General features: G+C 51.0%; 19 protein-coding genes and 2 tRNA genes. 2 read left to right on the top strand and 19 right to left on the bottom strand.

The window, feature by feature from the left end; genetic code table 11:
- Window positions 1–48: 48 nt before the first annotated feature.
- From VIS48_16755 to VIS48_16845, 19 genes are all read right to left on the bottom strand, one after another.
- A complete protein-coding gene (locus tag VIS48_16755) occupies window positions 49–1,296 on the bottom strand; it encodes an anion transporter (GenBank protein HEY9167806.1) in 1,248 nt (415 codons plus the stop codon).
- An 802-nt stretch (window positions 1,297–2,098) separates the two neighbouring features.
- Window positions 2,099–2,386: a hypothetical protein gene (locus tag VIS48_16760; protein ID HEY9167807.1), complete on the bottom strand. Its 288-nt coding sequence runs from the start codon at window positions 2,384–2,386 to the stop codon at window positions 2,099–2,101.
- A 9-nt stretch (window positions 2,387–2,395) separates the two neighbouring features.
- Complete coding sequence (locus VIS48_16765; GenBank protein ID HEY9167808.1) at window positions 2,396–2,959, bottom strand: DedA family protein; 564 nt, start codon at window positions 2,957–2,959, stop codon at window positions 2,396–2,398.
- A 1-nt stretch (window position 2,960) separates the two neighbouring features.
- Window positions 2,961–3,332: a metallopeptidase family protein gene (locus VIS48_16770; GenBank protein ID HEY9167809.1), complete on the bottom strand. Its 372-nt coding sequence runs from the start codon at window positions 3,330–3,332 to the stop codon at window positions 2,961–2,963.
- Window positions 3,313–4,188, bottom strand: coding sequence for a diaminopimelate epimerase (gene dapF, locus VIS48_16775; GenBank protein ID HEY9167810.1), 876 nt, complete (start codon window positions 4,186–4,188; stop codon window positions 3,313–3,315). The genes VIS48_16770 and dapF overlap by 20 nt, the downstream gene beginning before the upstream one ends.
- The gene (gene coaE, locus VIS48_16780; GenBank protein HEY9167811.1) at window positions 4,181–4,810 is read right to left on the bottom strand and encodes a dephospho-CoA kinase; all 630 of its coding nucleotides are present in this window, start codon (window positions 4,808–4,810) and stop codon (window positions 4,181–4,183) included. Before coaE ends, dapF begins: the two co-directional genes overlap by 8 nt.
- Window positions 4,800–6,353 (bottom strand): ribonuclease Y, encoded by a 1,554-nt coding sequence (gene rny, locus VIS48_16785; protein ID HEY9167812.1) that lies wholly within the window; start codon window positions 6,351–6,353, stop codon window positions 4,800–4,802. Before rny ends, coaE begins: the two co-directional genes overlap by 11 nt.
- Window positions 6,354–6,616: 263 nt before the next feature.
- Entirely contained in the window at window positions 6,617–6,907 is a 291-nt protein-coding gene (locus tag VIS48_16790) for a cell division protein ZapA (protein HEY9167813.1), read from the bottom strand.
- Between the two features lie 14 nt (window positions 6,908–6,921).
- Entirely contained in the window at window positions 6,922–7,245 is a 324-nt protein-coding gene (locus tag VIS48_16795) for a hypothetical protein (protein HEY9167814.1), read from the bottom strand.
- Between the two features lies 1 nt (window position 7,246).
- Window positions 7,247–9,673 (bottom strand): phenylalanine--tRNA ligase subunit beta, encoded by a 2,427-nt coding sequence (gene pheT, locus VIS48_16800; protein ID HEY9167815.1) that lies wholly within the window; start codon window positions 9,671–9,673, stop codon window positions 7,247–7,249.
- A 6-nt stretch (window positions 9,674–9,679) separates the two neighbouring features.
- The gene (pheS, locus tag VIS48_16805; protein HEY9167816.1) at window positions 9,680–10,699 is read right to left on the bottom strand and encodes a phenylalanine--tRNA ligase subunit alpha; all 1,020 of its coding nucleotides are present in this window, start codon (window positions 10,697–10,699) and stop codon (window positions 9,680–9,682) included.
- Between the two features lie 130 nt (window positions 10,700–10,829).
- The gene (gene rplT / locus VIS48_16810; protein ID HEY9167817.1) at window positions 10,830–11,177 is read right to left on the bottom strand and encodes a 50S ribosomal protein L20; all 348 of its coding nucleotides are present in this window, start codon (window positions 11,175–11,177) and stop codon (window positions 10,830–10,832) included.
- A 55-nt stretch (window positions 11,178–11,232) separates the two neighbouring features.
- On the bottom strand, window positions 11,233–11,427 hold the full coding sequence (gene rpmI / locus VIS48_16815) for a 50S ribosomal protein L35 (GenBank protein ID HEY9167818.1): 195 nt from the start codon (window positions 11,425–11,427) through the stop codon (window positions 11,233–11,235).
- Window position 11,428: 1 nt separating this feature from the next.
- A complete protein-coding gene (gene infC, locus VIS48_16820; GenBank protein ID HEY9167819.1) occupies window positions 11,429–11,989 on the bottom strand; it encodes a translation initiation factor IF-3 in 561 nt (186 codons plus the stop codon).
- A 10-nt stretch (window positions 11,990–11,999) separates the two neighbouring features.
- A complete protein-coding gene (gene thrS, locus VIS48_16825; GenBank protein HEY9167820.1) occupies window positions 12,000–13,901 on the bottom strand; it encodes a threonine--tRNA ligase in 1,902 nt (633 codons plus the stop codon).
- Window positions 13,902–14,177: 276 nt separating this feature from the next.
- Window positions 14,178–14,252: transfer RNA gene (locus VIS48_16830), tRNA-Val, on the bottom strand.
- Window positions 14,253–14,269: 17 nt separating this feature from the next.
- A tRNA-Leu gene (locus tag VIS48_16835) sits at window positions 14,270–14,356 on the bottom strand.
- Between the two features lie 141 nt (window positions 14,357–14,497).
- Entirely contained in the window at window positions 14,498–15,364 is an 867-nt protein-coding gene (locus VIS48_16840) for a hypothetical protein (GenBank protein HEY9167821.1), read from the bottom strand.
- Window positions 15,361–16,662, bottom strand: coding sequence for a multiheme c-type cytochrome (locus VIS48_16845; GenBank protein ID HEY9167822.1), 1,302 nt, complete (start codon window positions 16,660–16,662; stop codon window positions 15,361–15,363). Before VIS48_16845 ends, VIS48_16840 begins: the two co-directional genes overlap by 4 nt.
- Before the next feature lie 276 nt (window positions 16,663–16,938).
- On the opposite strand from VIS48_16845, the gene VIS48_16850 reads away from it, so the two are divergent.
- The gene (locus tag VIS48_16850) at window positions 16,939–19,155 is read left to right on the top strand and encodes a bifunctional (p)ppGpp synthetase/guanosine-3',5'-bis(diphosphate) 3'-pyrophosphohydrolase (GenBank protein HEY9167823.1); all 2,217 of its coding nucleotides are present in this window, start codon (window positions 16,939–16,941) and stop codon (window positions 19,153–19,155) included.
- Window positions 19,148–19,588: a Holliday junction resolvase RuvX gene (ruvX, locus tag VIS48_16855; GenBank protein ID HEY9167824.1), complete on the top strand. Its 441-nt coding sequence runs from the start codon at window positions 19,148–19,150 to the stop codon at window positions 19,586–19,588. The genes VIS48_16850 and ruvX overlap by 8 nt, the downstream gene beginning before the upstream one ends.
- The last annotated feature ends 2 nt before the right edge of the window (window positions 19,589–19,590 follow it).

Raw genomic sequence — 19,590 nt, forward strand, 5'->3', positions numbered from 1 at the left:
CCACCTCTCTCCCTCTGTGCCTTTGTACCTCTCTCCCTTTGTGCCTCTTCACTTAATACCCACTCCCATCATTCCATAAACAATCAATACTCCCGTCCCAATTATCCATGTTAGGATCGCCACTACGCCGCTTACTTTTGTGAATTCCCAGAAACCTAATGGCGCTTTGTCCTTTGAAAGTTCGAGAACAATCATGTTGGCTACCGATCCGGCGACTGTGAGATTACCCGCGAATGTGGAGCTCATCGCGAGCACGAGCCACATGAGAGCCGGCGCGCTGAATGACGCGATCCAGTGCCTGACAACCATCACATACGGTACATTCGAGACAACGTTGGAAAGGACCAAAGAAGCGAATGAAAAGGTCCCTATCTGTGCCGCCGCGGAAATAGAGAAGTACCCTCTGAGCATTTGGTGAGCTTCCTCGACAAGCCCTGCTTTATTTATTCCTCCAACCACCACGAACAGACTCGCGAAGAAGAGGAGGAGTGACCAATTTACCCTTGCGAACATCTCATCGGGCCTCTTATTCGACACGAGTACAAGAAGCGCCGCTCCGAGGATCGCCATGAAGGACAAGCTCACGCCGACTGAAAATCCGATTATGACGATTGACATAACTCCAAGCGATTTGTAGAAAAGAGGCTTGTCGAGCGGCCGCAAAGTCTCCGGCTTCTGAGGCGCGAGTGCCGGGTTCAATTTGTTCCTGAAGAAGATCCTGAGAATGAAAAAGTTGACCGCCAGTCCGGATAGCGCGATGGGCAGCATCAAAATAAAAAACTTCAGGTAAGGCCAGCCTGAAAACGTTCCGATAAGCATGTTCTGAGGATTGCCCACAAGTGTCGCGACACTTCCGATGTTCGCGCTTGTGGCGAGCGCGATGAGGAACGGCTTCGGGTCGAGCTTCGAGCGCGTGGTAAGAAGAAGTATGAACGGCGTCATCATTACGCATATCGTGTCGTTCACGAGGAACGCCGAGAGCACTCCTGCGGCGACTATTATCATAAGCAGCAGCCTATTGCCGGTCTGCGCTCTCTTCATCACAAACGTCGCGACAAGATCGAAGAACCCGCTGACCTGCAGATATGCCACGATGAGCATCATTCCGAGAAGCAGCACGATCGTGTCGAGATTCACCGACATGTACGCTTCGTTGATCGTTACGATGCCGAGCGCGATCATAGCAACCGCACCGATCATAGCACCGGAAGTTCTGTCTAAATGGAAGTAGGGAAGTCGCTGAACAGAAATGACAATGTAGGTAAACGCGAAGATAATGAGTGCGGTTAGTAGCATTGTGTCCTGAAGGTTAGTTATGAAACGTCAAAGGTCAAAATATGTTCCGTGAAACCTCACAATCATTGCATCCCCTTGCGAAAATGGAGTCCCGTTGAGTAGGTAGTATCCTTGCATGACTCAACGTATGGATACAGCGATTTTTTGTCTGACGAATGAATTGGAATAGCTATTCAAAAAATCGCATACAACTGCGTACGGGACGATCCCGACCCCAGTCGGGACCATTTTCGCGGGGCACCTTTTTTGCGCCTCCGATTATTTTACATGCGGCGCATCCGCAGAAGGCGGACTTTCCATTCACTTTCTTTTGGGTGAGCAAAAGAAAAAGAACAACAGAGAGAAAAGTAATGTTAAAGCTCAACTTCCGGTTGCTTTCTCATGACTGCTCCGCTGTCGCTCGGACAATCCTTGTTTCCTAATCCCATATTGGAAACTTCTACCCCTCGAACACTACAGTTTCACACATAATGTGGCTTCTGTGATCCCGTTCTGCGGGATCGGGACTCATGGTCATCTTTTCCGAAGGCCGTACTCAAGAATTGTTCTAACATTGCAGTTCTCGTGAGCATCTTCCGATCTAGAGGTTTTCAGTTTCGCGATGCGATAGGCAACGTGGATTGTATACAGCCGAAGTTTAGGATGGGATGAAAGCTAGAGTACGGTCCTCATATAGACATTGTCCGATGACTTGGATTTTGCAGGAGTCGCGAATTCAGAAGTCATAGCTCAAAGTTGGAGATCAAAACTCAAAAGTGTATCGAATCTAGTTTTGACTTTTGATGTCGCCCCGTTTAGTTCTTCAGATCTGGTGTAGAGTATAAGACTTCAGTTTATCCGGTACGAGGCAGTCGTTTATTTTCACCACGAGCTCATCGAACGCGCTATCGTCGGCGCTCTGGAAAGTCTCTTCGTTCTCGTAAGTATAAATTTCCATGTAATGGTTCTGCGAGCCCTGGACCTGGTAAACTTCGAGCTTGGCGATGGCTGACGATTCGTACCCCGACTTGAGCTCGTCGATCAGCTTGATATAATCCTCATGCCTTTCAGGTTGCACCTCGTAATTGATCTCCAGTAGAACTTTCGACATCTAGACCTCCTATTTTGGCTGCTCGGACGCAGGCTTTGAGTTCGCTGTTCTCACGATCCAGTATATCAGCGCGGCGATCGCTATGGCTGCGGCTACTACTATCTCAACTCTCCTCAGTCCCGCAAATGAACCTATCGCCTCACTGAAAAAATAACCAAGAAACCCATAAGAAACAGCCCAAATTAATGCCGAGGCAATATTATATACGGAAAATTTTATCGAAGGCATGTCCGCCAGCCCGCACATTACGATCAACGCCGACCTCAAACCGTAAATGTATCTCGAAAAAAGGACGACGTAAGCGCCATATTTCTTTACCAGCTTTTCGGCGCGGGGAAGTACGGAAGCCACATACTTGAACTTCTTGACGAATTCGTATCCCTCGTGCTTCGTAAGTTGGAAAAAGAGCTGGTCGCCGATGGTCGAGCCGAGGAACGCGGACAACATCGAGAGCTCGAGATTCAGTAACCCCTGATGCGCCAGTATCCCCGCGATTATCAGTACCGTCTCGCCTTCAAATAACGTGATCGCGAAAATTATTAGGTAGCCGTACTGATGAAGAAGTATTTCCAATTCAGTAGCCGGCCTTTCTTATCTCTTTGTCCGTCATACCAAAATAGTGCGCGATCTCGTGGATAAGTACTTCCCTGATCTTCGCCTCGACCTCTTCGTCGCTGCTGCAAATGCGCTCGATGTTCATTCTGAATATTTTTATCCTGTCGGGCAGAACGGGGTACACGCCGTAATCCGCTCCGCGCTTGCTCAGCGGGATTCCCGAGTAGAGCCCGAGAAGGTTTTCCTGATTTTGAATGTGCACGCTTTGCAAGTCGTTCGGATCCGGCATGTCTTCGACGACAACATGAACGTTTTCCAGCCTCGACTTGAAGTTAGACGGAATATCCTCGAAGGCTTTCTCAACGATCATTTCAAATCTTTCTTTGTCCATCAGTGAGGTCCAGGAGTTTGTGCGTTTGCTCGTCGTATTTAATCCGTCCTTCGAAAACCACTCTCGCGCTCCCTTCGAGAACGAGATTTGAGAATGTGTCCGCTTTTCTGTCGAAATAAACTTTCAGAGTCTCACCTCCGGCAGTGAGTATCTCCACCGGCGAGATCATGTTGTATCTCAGTGAAGACGTGATCGCGCAAGCAACCGCTCCTGTGCCGCACGCGAGCGTTTCATTCTCTACTCCCCGCTCGTAAGTTCTGATGCGAATAGCATTCGGACCGGTCTTCTCTATAATGTTCACATTGGTGCCTTTTGGGAATATGCCGAAGTTAAACCTGATTTTTCGCGCGAGGGCAACCAGATCGGCCTTCTCGACGTGATCGAATCCTTCTCCGCTCGTCAGAACTGTGTGGTCCGTGTTAGGACGTACGTATGTGGCGTCGAGCTCTTTCGAGCCGACGGGTATTTTCAAGGACTTCACGATCTTCTCCGGATCGGGAAGGTGGAGCCGTACCTTGTTATCATCGAATACTTCGGCGGAATAAATCCTTCCATGCGCGGCAAACCGTGTAGTCTTGCCGGAAATTTTCTTGAGCAGCGCAAACCGGGCAATGCATCTGCCGCCGTTGCCGCACATTCCTCCTTCGCTGCCGTCGGAGTTCAGGTATCTCATCTCGAAGTCTGCTTCCGCGCTCTTCAGAAGGACGAGCATTCCGTCCGCGCCGATGCCGAATCCCTTCGCGCACAAGGCGGCGGCAAGAGGAGGTAGCGCGGTTTTCAAGCTGCCACTAAAGTTATTTATGACCACGAAATCGTTACCCGCTCCGTTCATCTTCGTGAAATTTATTTCAATCATCTCCAGCACTTCCTTTCGGAAGGGAAGAGATGACGGAATGGAGCAGCTCTACCTTCTTTTTCAGATCTTCAACCGTGCCATTGTTTGCAATTACGAAATCGGCAAGTTTCTCTTTTTCAAGCTGAGGAATTTGGGTGTTTAATCTCTCAACTGCTTCTTTCCTGCTTATTCCGAGTCCGGTAGAAGCCCGCTCGATCGAAAGATTTTTCTCGGCTTTCACAAGAATGATATAGTCGAAACGGTCTGAGAGTTCTGCTTCGTATATAAGAGCGGCTTCAATTATCGCGTAATGTTTCTCTCCAATATTCGCCAGCTCGGCGTCAATTGATTCCATTATGGCGGGATGGAGAATCTTTTCGAGATCGGTTTTCTTGGTGGGAGAATTGAAAACGATGTGTGCGATTCGTTTACGGTCTATTATTCCATCGACCAGGACATCGGCTCCGAATTTCCCGACGATTTTCTTCTTTACGTTCTCGTCGTGCTCGAGGATCCGGTGTCCGACTATATCCGCGTTGATTACCGGCACATTCATTTCGGCGAATAGTGAAGCTGCGGTCGACTTTCCGCTTCCGATATTTCCGGTCAGTCCGATTCGGAGAGGCCGGATATCATTTCGCATATGCGATACTGCGGACCTCTCGGATTACTGTCACTTTTATCTGGCCTGGATATTCCATCTGCTCCTGGATCTTTTGGGAAATCTCGTGGGCAAGCTGGTCTGCGAACATATCGTTCACCTTTTCCGGCTCGACAATGACTCTGACTTCGCGGCCCGCCTGGATCGCGTATGTCTTGCCGACTCCCGAGAAGGAGTTCGCGATGCCTTCGAGTTTCTCGAGTCGCTTGACGTACCCTTCGAGTGATTCGCGCCGCGCACCGGGTCTGGCGCCGCTTATTGCGTCTGCCGACTGCACGATCGCCGCGATCGGACTCTCCATTTCGATGTCCTCGTGGTGGGACCCAATCGCGTTAGCCACTACCGGGTTTTCACCGAATTTTTTCGCGATCTCAAATCCAAGCAGGGCATGCGGACCTTCGACGTTTTTGTCGACAACCTTTCCGAGATCGTGGAAAAGTCCCGCGCGCTTGGCAAGCGTGGCGTCAAGACCGATTTCAACTGCCATCAGTCCGCTCAGGAACGCGACCTCGATGCTGTGCTGAAGAACATTTTGCCCGTAACTCGATCTGTATTTCATTCTCCCGAGGAGCTTCACGATCTCAGGATGCACGCCGTGAATTCCGACTTCGAGAAGCGCGTCCTCGCCGATCTGCACGATCTCCTCGTCGAGCTCGCCTCTCACTTTCTCGACGACCTCTTCGATCTTTGTCGGATGGATTCTCCCGTCGGTTATCAGACGCTCGAGGGCGATCTTCGCGATCTCTCGTCTGAAAGGATCGAAACCTGATATCACGACTGCATCGGGGGTATCGTCTACGATAATGTCGCATCCTGTCGCCGCTTCAAACGAGCGGATGTTTCTTCCCTCGCGCCCGATTATGCGCCCCTTCATTTCCTCGTTCGGGAGACTGACGACGCTTACCGTCGTCTCGACGGAATGGTCTGCCGCTGTGCGCTGGATTGCCTGGACGATGACCTTCTGGGCTTCTTTCTTGGATTCCATCCGAGCCTTCTCGCGGATCTCGCGGATCTCGAGAGAGGCTTCGCTTCTTGCCTCGTTCTTCAGGTTCTCAATGAGCATTTTCTTGGCGTCGTCGCGGGATACGCCGGCAAGTTTCTCAAGCTTCTCCGTTTGAAGCTGGACCAGCCTCTCGGCCTCTGCTTCCTTCGACTGGACGACCCGGGTTTTCTCCCTGACGTCCGATTCGAGTGTCCGAAGGCTCTTCTCCTGTTGTCTTAACGATTCCGCCTTCCGGTCCAGGTTTTCTTCTTTGGACGTGAGCTGACGTTCAACGTTCTGGATTTTTCGCTGGCGTGAATTGAATTCATTATCTAGATCCTGTCTCTTCTTGATCCATTCATCTTTTACTTCGATGAGTTTTTCTTTTTTGAGCGAGTTTGCTTCTCGATCCGCCGCTTCCAGTATCTGCCTGGAGCGTTCTTCCACGGCTCCGATCTTCTTCCTGGTAATTGATGCTTGACCGAACCAGCCGATGAGGAACGCCGCCGCACCGCAGGCTACTGCGATCAACGATGTTAACATGCTGGACCTCCGGATGTTTATATAAAAAAAGCCGTAACGTGCGTGGCAGATAGGAAAGAACCCCATCTTGACACGGTGGGTGCCCTCCTGAACGGGTCATGCTTCTGCCGCGAATCGTTTCCGGTTCGACCCGCACGAGGCGGGTTGCAGCCTGCTTTCGTCGTTCACGAGCCGGGCTCCCATAACCATTTACTTAGCAGTTCTTTCACGTGTGACCACGGCACCGTTACGGCTGAAACTTTACAGAAAATATTTAAAAGAACTTAACTCGCTTCGATCGGAAAATTCTCTCTCAAGTAGCTCAAAACTCCAACCAGGTCAGCGATCTCGATCCCCTCGTTCTGGACCCGCTCTTTTAAATCGAACAGTTGTTCGGATATATTTAAAGCGGCAATCACTGCTATGGTCGAAGTAGGTGCACCAGGATTTTTTTCAATGAGTTCATTCAATAGAGAATCTACGTATGCTACCACTCTGAGTGCTTTTTCTTCATTCTCAACGCGAAGCGGATATTCTCTACCCAGGATGGTGACACGAATGCTCTTCTTTTCCATCTCCGGCTCCGTGGTCAGTAGAGATTAAGTTGTTTGTCGATCTTGTCGATCAGCTTTTGCGCTGCCTCGACAAGTTGGTCTCTCTCTTTATCGTCGAGACCGTTTGACGCAGCGACGGTCCTGGATGTCAACATCTTCTCGAGCTCTGCCGATTGCGTTTTGAGCTTGTCGATCTCGGACCCCGCCTTTACCAGGTTTTGTTTCAACGACTCGTTCTCACCTTTGACAACGCTTACGATGTCGACCGCCCTCCTGATCTCGTTCCACAACTCCAAAAGGAGCTGCTTCTTCATCGACAATGTTGTTTGTTCGTCCGACGATTCTGTAGTCGCGCTCATATCAGCTCTTCTGTCTTCTTAAGACGGCTGAAAATTCTTCCCGGAGCCTGATCTCTGCTCCTTCGATAAACTTGCTGACATCAATGTCGTTCAATGTCCTCTCGTCGCTCCCGAGCACAACGGTGAACGCTACGCTCTTCTTGCCCTCAGGGATCCCTTCGCCAGCGTATATATCGAAAAGGCGAATGTCGCGGCACAATTCGCTGCCGGATTCGCGGATCGATTTGATTATTCCTGCCACCGGTGCATCCGAGTCGACGATGAACGCCAGGTCGACTGAAGCGAATGGAAATCTGGGAAGAGGACGATATCTCTTTGCCTTCTCTCGTGCTGAAATGATTTGTGAAAGGTCCAGTTCGGCAAAGCAAACATCCTGTTCGATCGAGAATCTCTCGAGAGTTGTCCGGCTGACTCGCCCTGCCGTGCCTACCTCAGTTCCGTTCACAATCAACTTTAATGGTTGTTCGTATTCTTCGGTAGTATCATAAGAAATAATGTCCCAATTGTCAAGATTGAGGTGCCGCATGACACGCTCCATCTCCGTCTTCAGGTCGAAAATATCGAATGGAGTCTCTTTTCTGTCGAATGATACCGGGTCAGACGCACCCGTGATCGCAAGCGAGAGGGTGGTTTGCTCCAGGAAATTCCCGACTGTCTGCTTTTTGTCGCTTTCGGAATAGATCCTTCCGATTTCGAAGAGCTTCATGTTCTTCATTCCGTACGAGAGGTTCCGTGAAACTGTCTGGAGCGTTCCGGGAAGAAGGGAAGTCCTCATCGCGGCCATGTCTTCGCTTATCGGGTTCGCGAGCCTGACATAATTTCGTGCGCTCGATCCCGCTATCGATGCGGGCTGAAGTGAATTCGTCACGATCTCGTTGAAGCCCGCTCCCGCAAGAAAGTCCCGGAGGCCGTTGTCGGGATCCGATTTCCCGAATCTCGTGTCGAATACAAGTCTCGTCTGAAGTGAATCTTCTATCTTCTCATAACCGTAAAGTCTTCCGACCTCTTCAATCAGGTCGACTTCGCGCTCGATATCTCCTCGATATGTAGGGACGAAGCATGTGAGGACCGTATCGGACTTTCTCTCGCAGATGATCCCGATCGAGTCGAGAGACTTCTTGATTTCTCCGCTGGCGAGCCGCGTGCCGAGGAGCATATTGATTCTCTCGACGTGCAATTCGATCCTTGCCGGTCCGAACTTCTTCTCGGCGACATCGATGATTCCCTGTGCGATCTTTCCGCCCGAAGTATCGGCGATTATGTCGCTCACCCTGTCAAGCGCGATCACGGTGAGATTCGGGTCGACACCGCGTTCGAATCTGTAAGACGCCTCGGTCGAGAGTCCGAGCGCTTTCGACGTCTTCCTGACGGACGACGCGGAGAAATTTGCGCTCTCGATGAGGATGGAGGTGGTCTCGGGACGGATCTCGCTGTTCATCCCGCCCATCACTCCGCCGATCGCGACGGTCTTTTCGGCGTCGCAAATCATCAGCATTTCCTGATCGATCTTCCTCTCTTTTTCGTCAAGCGTCTTGAACGACGACTCGCCGGGTTTAGGTCGTCTCACGACGATCTTGTGCTTCGTCAGCAGGCTTAGATCGAACGCGTGAAGCGGCTGGCCGAGCTCCAGCATGACGTAATTCGTAGCGTCGACGATGTTGTTTATCGATCTCATCCCGACTTTTTCCACTGCGTTTTTCAACCATCGTGGAGACGGGCGAACTGCGATTTCAGTGATCACCCGCGCGGAATAGCGGGGGCAAAGATCGTGAGCCGTCACTTCGACCTTCGCATAGTCTGTGACGGGAGTTTCGGTTTCATGGAGCGTCGGTTTTCTGTGTGTAATCTTCTTCGAGAACGCCGCCGCTAGCTCTCGAGCAACGCCGAGATGCGAAAGGCAGTCACCGCGGTTGGGAGTGAGACTGACGTCCAAGACGGTGTCGTTGACGCCGAGATGCTCTGCCAACGGTTTCCCGACTGCCGCGTCATCCTCGAATACCAATATGCCGCTCTTATCGTCACCGAGACCGAGCTCAGCCGCTGAACAGATCATTCCTTCAGACTCGACGCCGCGAATCTTTGCCGTCGTTAGCGTGAACGGCTTTCCTTCAGGGTCGTGCTGGTCGTGCGGGACGACGGCACCCACGAGTCCGACGGGCACTTTTTGGCCCGCGGCTACGTTCGGAGCGCCGCAAACAATGCTCCTCGTTTCTCCGCCGATGTCCACCTTGCATACCGTAAGCTTGTCTGCATTTGGATGCTTTTCCACCTCGAGCACCGAGCCGATTACGAACCCATCGTACTTTCTCGCGAGATTCTCGTACGATTCGACTTCAAGTCCGAGCATCGTCAAGCGAAGAGCGATATCTTCGTCAGTTATGCCCGAGAGATCGACGAACTGCTCAACCCATTTCCTGGAGATTTTCATTTTAAGTTAAAATTGATTTAAGAACCTGAGATCATTATCGAAGAAAAGCCTGATATCGTCTATCCCGTACTTAAGTATCGCGAGCCGGTCGATTCCCATGCCGAAGGCGTAACCACTCACTTCAGTCTCGTCATAGCCGACGTATTTGTACACATTAGGGTCGACCATTCCGCAGCCCAGAATTTCGAGCCAGCCGGAATGTTTGCACATCCTGCAGCCGCTTCCGCCGCAAATAAAACAACTGATGTCGACTTCGGCGCTCGGTTCAGTGAACGGGAAATAGCTCGGGCGGAAACGAAGCTTTACGTCTCCTCCGAAGAATTCTCTGGCAAAGAATGTAATTGTTCCCTTTAACTCTGCCATGCTCACGTGCCGATCGACATACAAGCCTTCCACCTGGTGGAACAGGCAGTAACTCCTCGAGCTGATCGCTTCGTTGCGGTAAACTCTCCCCGGCATTATCACCCTGACGGGCGGCCTGTTGTTTTCCATGACGCGGATCTGGACGGGAGACGTGTGAGTCCGCAGGAGATATTTGCCGCTCTCGTTCTTCACGAAGAACGTGTCCTGCATGTCTCTTGCGGGATGGTCGGGAGGGAAGTTCAGCGCTTCGAAATTGTGATAATCGTCTTCGATCTCGGGCCCGTCGGCAATTCCGAATCCGAGTCCAAGAAATATCTTCTTAATTTCTTCTGCTGTCTTGGTGAGCGGGTGTTTGCGGCCGACGTACCTGGTTCTTCCCGGGATTGAGAGATCGATATTGTCCTTTTGCGCGCCCTGTCCGCCTCTGATTCTCTTTCCTGCGAGGTCGAATTCAGATTCGAGAAAATTCCTCAGCTCATTCAGAGATTTTCCGACCGACGGTTTCTCTTCCTTCGGTACATCTTTCATCTTCTCGAAAAGTTGCCCCATAAGTCCTTTCCGCGAGAGATACTTCAGGCGGAACGTCTCGAGAGATTCAACGCTCTCGATGTGACTCAAATCGGCAGCGGCTTCTTCCTTCAGCTTTTCGATTTCCTCAAACATTGCTTCTGTCCATTTAAATAGGAACTAGATGAAAAATCGGTCATCATTCTGCGGACATGTCCGAATGTCCGGATACAAAAAATCTTCCTGCGATACAGAAAAACCGATTTCCGAACGCAGGAAGATTGTGTTAATTAAATGCGAAATGTACGACTTGCTTGAAAGTCTCGGGATTGTTTGCCGCGAGATCGGCGAGAACCTTTCGGTTCATCGTCACTTCCTTCTTTGCGAGCGCGGCGATCAGGCGGGAATAAGTTGTCCCGTTCTCCCGCGCCGCAGCGTTTATGCGGACAATCCATAAACTGCGGAATTCGCGTTTCTTCTTCCTTCTGTCCCTGTAAGCATGCAGAAGCGCTTTCTCGACATGATGCTTTGCAATCGAATGTACTTTGCTTCGCGCTCCCCAGAATCCTTTCGCTAGCTCTAGAGTCTTTTTCCGTCTTCTGTGAGATGCGACTTTATTTCTCGAACGTGGCATTTTAAGATTTCTCCATTAAACAGTTAAATATAAGAATAACGCGCGAAAGAGTCATCTACTCGTTTAACATTTGCCTTACGCGACGGTTGTCCGTCTTGTCGAGGATTGCCGCTGCGCGGAGATGACGCTTTCGCTTTCGAGTCTTTGACGTTAAAATATGGCTCCTGAACGCTTTTTCCCTCAGATACTTGCCGGATTTTGTCCTCTTTATTCGCTTTGCCATCGCGCGATTTGTCTTTGTCTTCGGCATTTCAATTCTCCTTTGTCTCTTTTTGCTTTGGCTCGACCGTCTTCTTCTTCGACTTGTCGGGAGCGATGATCACTGCCATGCTCTTACCTTCCAGCTTCGGCTTCTGCTCCACCTTGCCGACTTCCACCAGGAACTCGACAAACCTGTTGAGCAAGGCCTCTCCATGCGACGCGTACGTTATCTCTCTTCCCTTGAAGAAGACACTTCCCTTCACTTTGTGTCCCTGCTCGAGAAATTCCTTTGCATGCCGCGACTTGAATTGGAAGTCATGCTCGTCGGTATTCGGGTGAAACCTGATCTCCTTGAGTTGTGCCGAGGTCTGGCCCTTCGTCTTTGCTTTTTCTTTCTTTGTCAGCTCGTACATGTACTTGCCGTAATCCACCAGCTTGCATACTGGCGGATTCGAGGTGGGTACAATCTCTACGAGGTCAAGACCTCTGTTCTCTGCAAGTCTCATGGCTTCACGGGGAGGCATTACCCCCAGCTGCTTACCGTCAGAGTCGATCAAACGGACGTTCGGGACTCTGATTTCGTTGTTGATCTTTAACTTTGGTGTGTTGATAGGCGGACTCCTAGGTTTTTTCCACTATTTCTTTCTTAATACTCATAATGAATTCAGTAAGCTTTTTAGTTCCCTTGTCGCCTTCCCGGTGCTTGCGAATGGACACGGTGCCGGCGTCTTTCTCTTTCTGGCCGACAATCAGCATGTACGGCACCTTCTTCGTCTCCCATTCGCGAATCTTGAAACCGACTTTCTCGTTCCTGTCGTCCAGTTCAACGCGGACGTTTTCCTTCTGAAGAGCGTCGACTACCGACTTTGCATAATCGTTCAGACTGTCTGTGATCGGCAGGACTGCTGCCTGAACCGGCGACAGCCAGGTTGGGAAAGCGCCGGCATAATGTTCGGTCAATATGCCGACAAATCTCTCGAATGAACCGAATATTGCGCGATGGATCGCCACGGGTCGCTTCGCCTGGCCGTCGGCGTCGATGTAGGTCAGGTCGAACCTCTCAGGGAGCATGACGAAGTCGAGTTGTATTGTCGCGACCTGCCACTCTCTGCCGATTGCGTCCTTAATCTGTATGTCTATCTTCGGCCCGTAGAACGCGCCGTCCTTTTCTTTGATACCATACTCGATGCCGTTCTTCTCGAGCGCTTTCTTTAAAGAGTCTTCGGCTTGTTCCCAGAGCTTCACGTCGCCCATTGCGTTGTCCGGACGTGTGGAAAGATTATAGGACGGTTCGAAATTGAAGATCCGATAGACTCTGTTCACAAAATTGATCAGATCGATCACCTCGTCGAGGATCTGGTCGGGACGCAGATAAATGTGTGCATCGTCCATAGTGATCTGTCTGACGCGGAACATACCGCCCAGCGCGCCGGAAATTTCGTTCCTATGAAGTCTGCCGATCTCGGCAAGCCGCAACGGAAGATCTCGATAGCTCCTCGTCTTGTGCTTGTAAACGTAAGTGCTTTCAGGACAATTCATCGGCTTAAGCGAGTAGGTATCCTCTTCGACGTTCAGAATGAACATATTCTGTTTGTAATGATCCCAGTGGCCCGACTGTTCCCATAGCTCTTTCTTGACGAGCATCGGAGTTGAGATCTCGACATAACCATGCCTGTCAAGTTCTTCGCGGATAAATTTCTCGAGTTCTCTGAATATTACCATTCCTTTCGGGAGCCAGAACGGCGCGCCCGGAGAAATATCATGGAACACGAAAAGTTCGAGTTCTTTCCCGAGTCGCCTGTGGTCGCGGAGTTTGGCCTCTTCGAGCATTTTAAGGTGATCGTCGAGCATCTTCTTTTTCGGGAAAGAGATTCCGTAAACCCGCTGGAGCATCTTGTTCTTGCTGTCACCTCTCCAGTACGCCCCGCTCGTACCGAGTAGCTTGAAGAATTTCAATTTTCCGGCGGAAGGAACGTGTGGACCACGGCACAGATCTGTGAAATCACCCTCGCTGTAGAAAGTGATCGTCTCATCGAGACCAGTGATGATCTCCACTTTGTATGGGTCTTTCTTGTCGCCGAAGAATTTGAGAGCGTCGTTTTTCTGAACCACCTTGCGCACGAATGCGTTGTCGCGGTCGGCGATCTCGTGCATTTTCGCCTCGATCGATACAAGATCTTCGGGACTTAACGGCTTGCTGATGTCGACGTCATAATAGAATCCGTCGTCGATGGCCGGGCCGACTCCGAATTTCGCTTCCGGGAAGATCGACTGAATCGCATGAGCCATGAGGTGGGAGCTGCTGTGCCAGTACACTTCGCGCCCTTCAGGGTCTTCGAACTTCAGAAATTTGATTTCGCAGTCGGATGAAATCGGGGTGTTCACATCGCAGACTTTTCCATTGATCTTCACGGCGAGCGCATCTTCAGCGAGGGAATTCGAAATCTTTCTAGCGATCTCGAGCGCGGGGGTCGATTGCGCGACTTCAATTACCGAATTGTCAGGGAGTTTCACTTTTGGCATATAAATTCTTCTACGTTAGAATGATTAGTCCGGAGAATATTCGGATAATGGAAAAAGATTAAACCCCATCTGGTCGGGAGAGCGGAAGCTTTCCTCGTTATCAACTTGCGACGAAAAGATTCTTCATACTCAAGGACATATCTCGTTTGTGGGCGATAGAGGATTCCTCCGAAGGAGTCCCTTTCCCGAAGGGATCCTCCGAAGGAGTCTCCCGAAGTGACCTGCGGTTGGACCTTCGGGACGGGAGAACCTCTGACCTCTTCTCTTTCATATCTGTGGGCGATAGAGGATTCGAACCTCTGACCTCTACAATGTCAATGTAGCGCTCTAAACCAACTGAGCTAATCGCCCGTGCCTGAATCGTTCTGTGCCGAGGGCGGGACTTGAACCCGCACGGCCCGTTTGGGGCCAAAGGATTTTAAGTCCTTCGCGTCTACCAGTTCCGCCACCCCGGCGGCGAGCCGCCGAAGTCTCGTCAGAATCGCCGAACAATTTAGGCACGGTGGCTTAAAAAGTCAACGAGAATGACGGAATTTCACTATTTTTCGGGTATCTCTCCCGTTTCCGGGCGTCCTAATCTAAAATCGAGTTGCTAATTACTCGCTGGAATCATTTGAAACTACGATCAGTCCCAAAATCCCAAGGTCACAGTAAAGAAGCGGCGCGAGGATCGGGGCGAAGACAAGAACTCTCTCCAGACTGAGCCGGCCATTGTCAGCTAGATCGCCCGACAAATGAAACGCGAACCCGAGAACCCCGACAACTATACCTGTAACCATTGTCCAAAAATATGTGAGCTCATCTCCCGCAGACCATCTCCTGCTAACCGCCAGAGATATCACTACTCCTGTCGAGAAAAGTCCGTACGCGATAGGGATAAGCTTATATAATGTATATCCATATTGGCCGTGATCGATTATCGACGTGAGCGCACTCGCCGCGAATCCCAGTCCGACAAGCCAGAGAAAATGCCGGTCCCTCGAGATCGGTGCCTTGAACGTGCCGAGTCCCGGCACCTCGAGAATTCCCGTTTCCCTTTCTTCGACCACCGCGTACAATCCCACGAGCGAAATTCCGGCAAAAGCGAGCGGGGCAAGTATAGGTGACGCGAATGTCAGCCATATCCAGGTCAGCTGTCCGAGCGGGTTCAGCGCCTGGTTCGCGTGGAACGCAGTGCCGACGACTCCCACCATTACGCCAATCGCCATGAGACAGATATGGAAAAGTGCGATCGTCTTCCCAGGCTTCGGCTTCAAAGCGACGAGAAAACTTGAAAGTGCAGCAAGCGGCACAAAGAAGATCGGGATGAGCTCGTACAAAGGGACGAAATCGTTCACGGCATGCGCAAGAATTACATCGACCCCTGTGAAAATGAAATTCATCCCAACCAGTATTAGAAGAAGCCGGTTTTTTTCAAACGGAAGCTTTACTCTCGCAAGATGGAACACGGATATCTCGCTCATGGCCGTCTTCCGGATCGATGCAGGCGGCGCAGCTCGGCGGCATCCTCTTTGACTTCATTCAGCTGTTTCAGCATCGGATAAACTCCATGCCACTGAACGAAATCCGGTCCCTGCATGTATGCGGCGAACTTCGCTGTCCTGCCGTAATAATGCCACAGGTCGAAGGCGTCGAAACTGATTTGTGTGGCGAACGGTTTAGAAGTTATGATGTTATCTTTGATCAATCCTGATATTATGGCGGACGCCTCTGCGACTTTTCCATTTACAAAAGATGTAACGCTGTCGGCACGTTGATATACGTTCTTAATGAACGTCTGCGAATGGCAGTTGGCGCACACTTCCTGCATCGCCAGCCTGTTCTGCTGTCCGTTCGGTCTGTCCGTAGACACGGCGGCAAAGAGATATTTTGTGAGTCGTGTCCCAACTTCGTGGGTGGTTCCCTGTCCGCCGAACCCGCTCATATGGCATGTGGCGCAAGTCGGGGCAGGCATGTCGCTGGTTGTGAGACGACCCGGTTTCTGGTCCCAGTTCCATTTTTCTCCTTCAGTCGCATACATCACACCGTGCGCGGATTCCTTGTAGATCTCGTCCTGCGGATGATCGGGACCAAGATGGCACTGTCCGCATACTTCAGGTTTGCGGACCTGGGCGAGTGAGAACTCGTGTCTCAAATGACACTTGTTGCAGTTTCCGATGCTTCCATCTTTGTTGGGCTTTCCGATCTCGTGACAACTCTGGCATGCCGCAGGAGTGACGTTGGGGCCTTCCATATCGAAGATCGAATTTCTCAATGCGGTTGGGATTCCGTTCGGCCCGAGTGTGAGTTCGGAGATCTGCTCGGTTTGCTTCTTCTGTTCCGGCGAGAAGTCATCGAAGCCGGTGAGCGCCATCCAGGCGGGCCCGGCGTGGCGGCTGTGAAGATATTCGTCTGTCTCTCTGACATGGCAGCGTGCGCACTGTTTCGGCGTTGGCTCGCCGGTAATGAAGAAACCTTCATGGTCGTGACCCATCGGATTATTCCTGTCAACTACATGGCAGTCCTCGCATTTCACGCCTGACTTTCCCATGCTGCTTGACGCATACTGGTACACGATATCCGGCGTCACTCTTTGATGACAAGTCGCACACTTGTCCCCGCCCGAATACGCGACCTGTTCACCTCCGAGCTTTGAGCCGGCGGATTGGACGCGGAGCGTCTCGCCGCCAGAAGGTATTCTTGTGAAAAAGTAGAGTGCTACGAGCACGATCAGCGTGATCGATGCACCAACCATGAATGATCTCGGGATCTCTCGTATCATCTGGGCTTCCTTCCGTTCCATCGCTTCCCGCGGTCGGAATCAATGCTTGTCGGGGAAACGCAAGTTGATTTTCTAAACGATTCCATCCGCCGGCGGCAGAATTGTGATTACAGAAGAAATTAGGAAATGGAATTTGAAAATGACAATCGAGGGATGCGCACGGGGGGTTATGGCCTGAGGCTCACACCTCCAGATTTGGAAATTACGGTGGCGTTTCTAAATTGAAATTGGGATTGGATACGCAAGATTTAGCTCTTTTTTCGGAGATTTTACAAGGTGTCTTATTTAGCTGATGTAAAAAGCGTTGAAAAACTGAACCGACTGCTGGAAGTGTGTCGGGCGAACCTGTTCACGGTAGACGAAAACCTCATACGGCGAGCATTCGAATTCAGCTGGAACGCGCACGTTCGTGGAAAGCCTCGCGCATCAGGCGAACCGTTCTTCTCGCATCCCTACGAAGTCGCCCTTGTTGTCGCAAAAGAAATTCCACTCGATGATATCTCTGTCGCGGCTGCCCTTCTTCACGATGTGGTCGAAGATACCGCTTACGATCTGAAGGCAGTGCGATCTGATTTCGGAGATGAGATAGCCGAGATCGTCGATGGCGTGACAAAGATTTCAGGCGCGGTCGAGAGCCATGACATCACCCGGGCGGAGAATTACCGTAAGATGCTACTCTCCATGGCGAAAGATCTGCGCGTCATTCTCGTGAAATTCGCGGACAGGCTTCATAACATGCGGACACTTGCGTTCCTCGCGCCGGAAAAGCAACAGCGCATCGCCAAGGAGACACTGGAAATCTATGCGCCGCTGGCACACCGGTTCGGTCTGGCAAAAGTGAAATGGGAATTCGAAGACCTCGCGTTCAAACACATCAATGCCGCCGATTACGAGTACATCTCCCGCAAGTTGAACGCGAAGCGGCGGGAGCGTGAAGCCTATATCAGGAAATTCATCCAGCCAATACGCAAGCGGCTCGAAGGAGAGGAAATTAAATTCGACATTACCGGACGGCCCAAGCATATCTACAGCATTTACAACAAGATGGTGAAAAGGGGAAAGCCCATAGAGGAAATCTACGACCTCTTTGCGGTCAGGGTAATTCTCGATACAGCCGATAAGAACGAATGTTTTTCCGTCTATGGAATCGTCTCGGAGATTTACACTCCTGTTCCTGAAAGATTCAAGGATTACATTTCTGTTCCTAAACAAAACGGTTACCAATCGATCCATACGACCGTCGTCGGTCCCGAAGGAAAGATGGTCGAGGTGCAGATCCGGACGAACCAGATGGACGAGGTGGCCGAGCGCGGAGTGGCGGCGCACTGGAAATACAAAGAGGACATAAAGCTGTCTGACAAGAATCTGGACGAATGGATTTCGTGGGTTCGTGAGATATTGGAACAACCGCCTGTTGCCGCTAGCGAAGACGCCGCGACGAGTTTTCTGGAGAGCTTTAAGCTCGACCTGTACCAGGATGAGATTTATGTCTTTACTCCGAAAGGGGACCTGCAGATTCTGCCAAGAGGATCCACGCCCGTCGACTTTGCTTTCGAAATCCATTCCGAAGTGGGCACGCATTGCGTCGGCGCAAAGGTGAACGGCAGAATCGTGCCCCTTAACACCAAGCTTAACAGCGGCGATCAGATTGAGATCATCACCTCGTCAAACCAGAACGTAAATCCTGATTGGGAGAAGTTTGTCGTCTCGCGGAAAGCAAAGGCGCACATTCGCCGGTGGTTGAACGACGAAGCCAGAAAGAAAGCAGCCGAGGGTGAGGAAATCTGGACAAAGAGGGTGAAGAAGCACAAACTGACGATTGCGGAAGACGACTTCGCAAAAGTTCTCCATGATCTTAAATTCGACAACACGCAGAAATTTTTCATCGCGATCGCGGATGAGGAGATAGAACCCGACAGCGTTATAGCGCGGCTCACGCAGCAGAAGACAGCGAGAGAGCCGGTTGAAAATACCAAACCCCTGCACACTTTTGTCGAGATTGCGCGCAGGGCATCCGACGGAATTGTAGTCGACGGCACGCGCACCGATCTCAAGTTCTCTTACGCGAAATGCTGCAGCCCGATACCCGGCGACGATATCGTCGGGTTCGTCACGACCGGAGAGGGAATAAAGATCCACAGGCGCAACTGTACGAACCTCGCAAGGTTGGAAAACGCAGCGAGAGAAAGAATCGTCGATGCCACATGGCCCGGCGAAAGCAGCGGCCTGTTTGTGGCCGGCGTTACCGTGTCGGGACTCGACCGGCCGGGAATCCTCACGGAGTTGACGCATGCGGTCACTAATTATCAGAATACGAACATCCGGAGCGTTTCAGCCGAAGTCCGCGGCGAGCTTTTCGAATGTCACATCATTATCTATGTCAAGGACAAAGAACATCTCGAACGACTGATCGACAAGTTGAAAAAGATCGACAGCGTGACTCATGTCGACAGAATGTCGGCCGGATCGTCCGGACAGGGACCTAATGCCTGAACAGAAACGGATGATGGGAATCGACTTTGGCCAGAAAAGAGTAGGGATCGCAGTAAGCGATCCGACTGGAATAATTGCCCGCGGTCTCGATACGATACCTAATGACAGGAACCTGATTGAAATAGTAATAGCGATGATAGTAAAGTTGTCGGTTGGAAAGGTCGTCGTCGGGAAACCGCTGATGCTGAGCGGTAAAGAAGGAGTCTCAGCGATCGAGGCGGCAAAATTCGCAGCGAAACTTAGAGAGAAGCTTCGGTCCGGCCCTGACGGCGAAATCGAGGTGGTCGAGTGGGATGAACGGTTCACTACAACAATGGCTCAAAGAATACAGCTTGAACTCGGCGTGAAAAGGAAAGAGAGGCAGAGGAAGAGCAATCTGGATCGTATGGCCTCGCAGCTCATTCTCCAGAGTTATCTTGATTCACGAAAATGAAT

It is taken from the genome of Candidatus Kryptoniota bacterium, from assembly GCA_036567965.1.
Classification (GTDB): domain Bacteria; phylum Bacteroidota; class Ignavibacteria; order Kryptoniales; family JAKASW01; genus JAKASW01.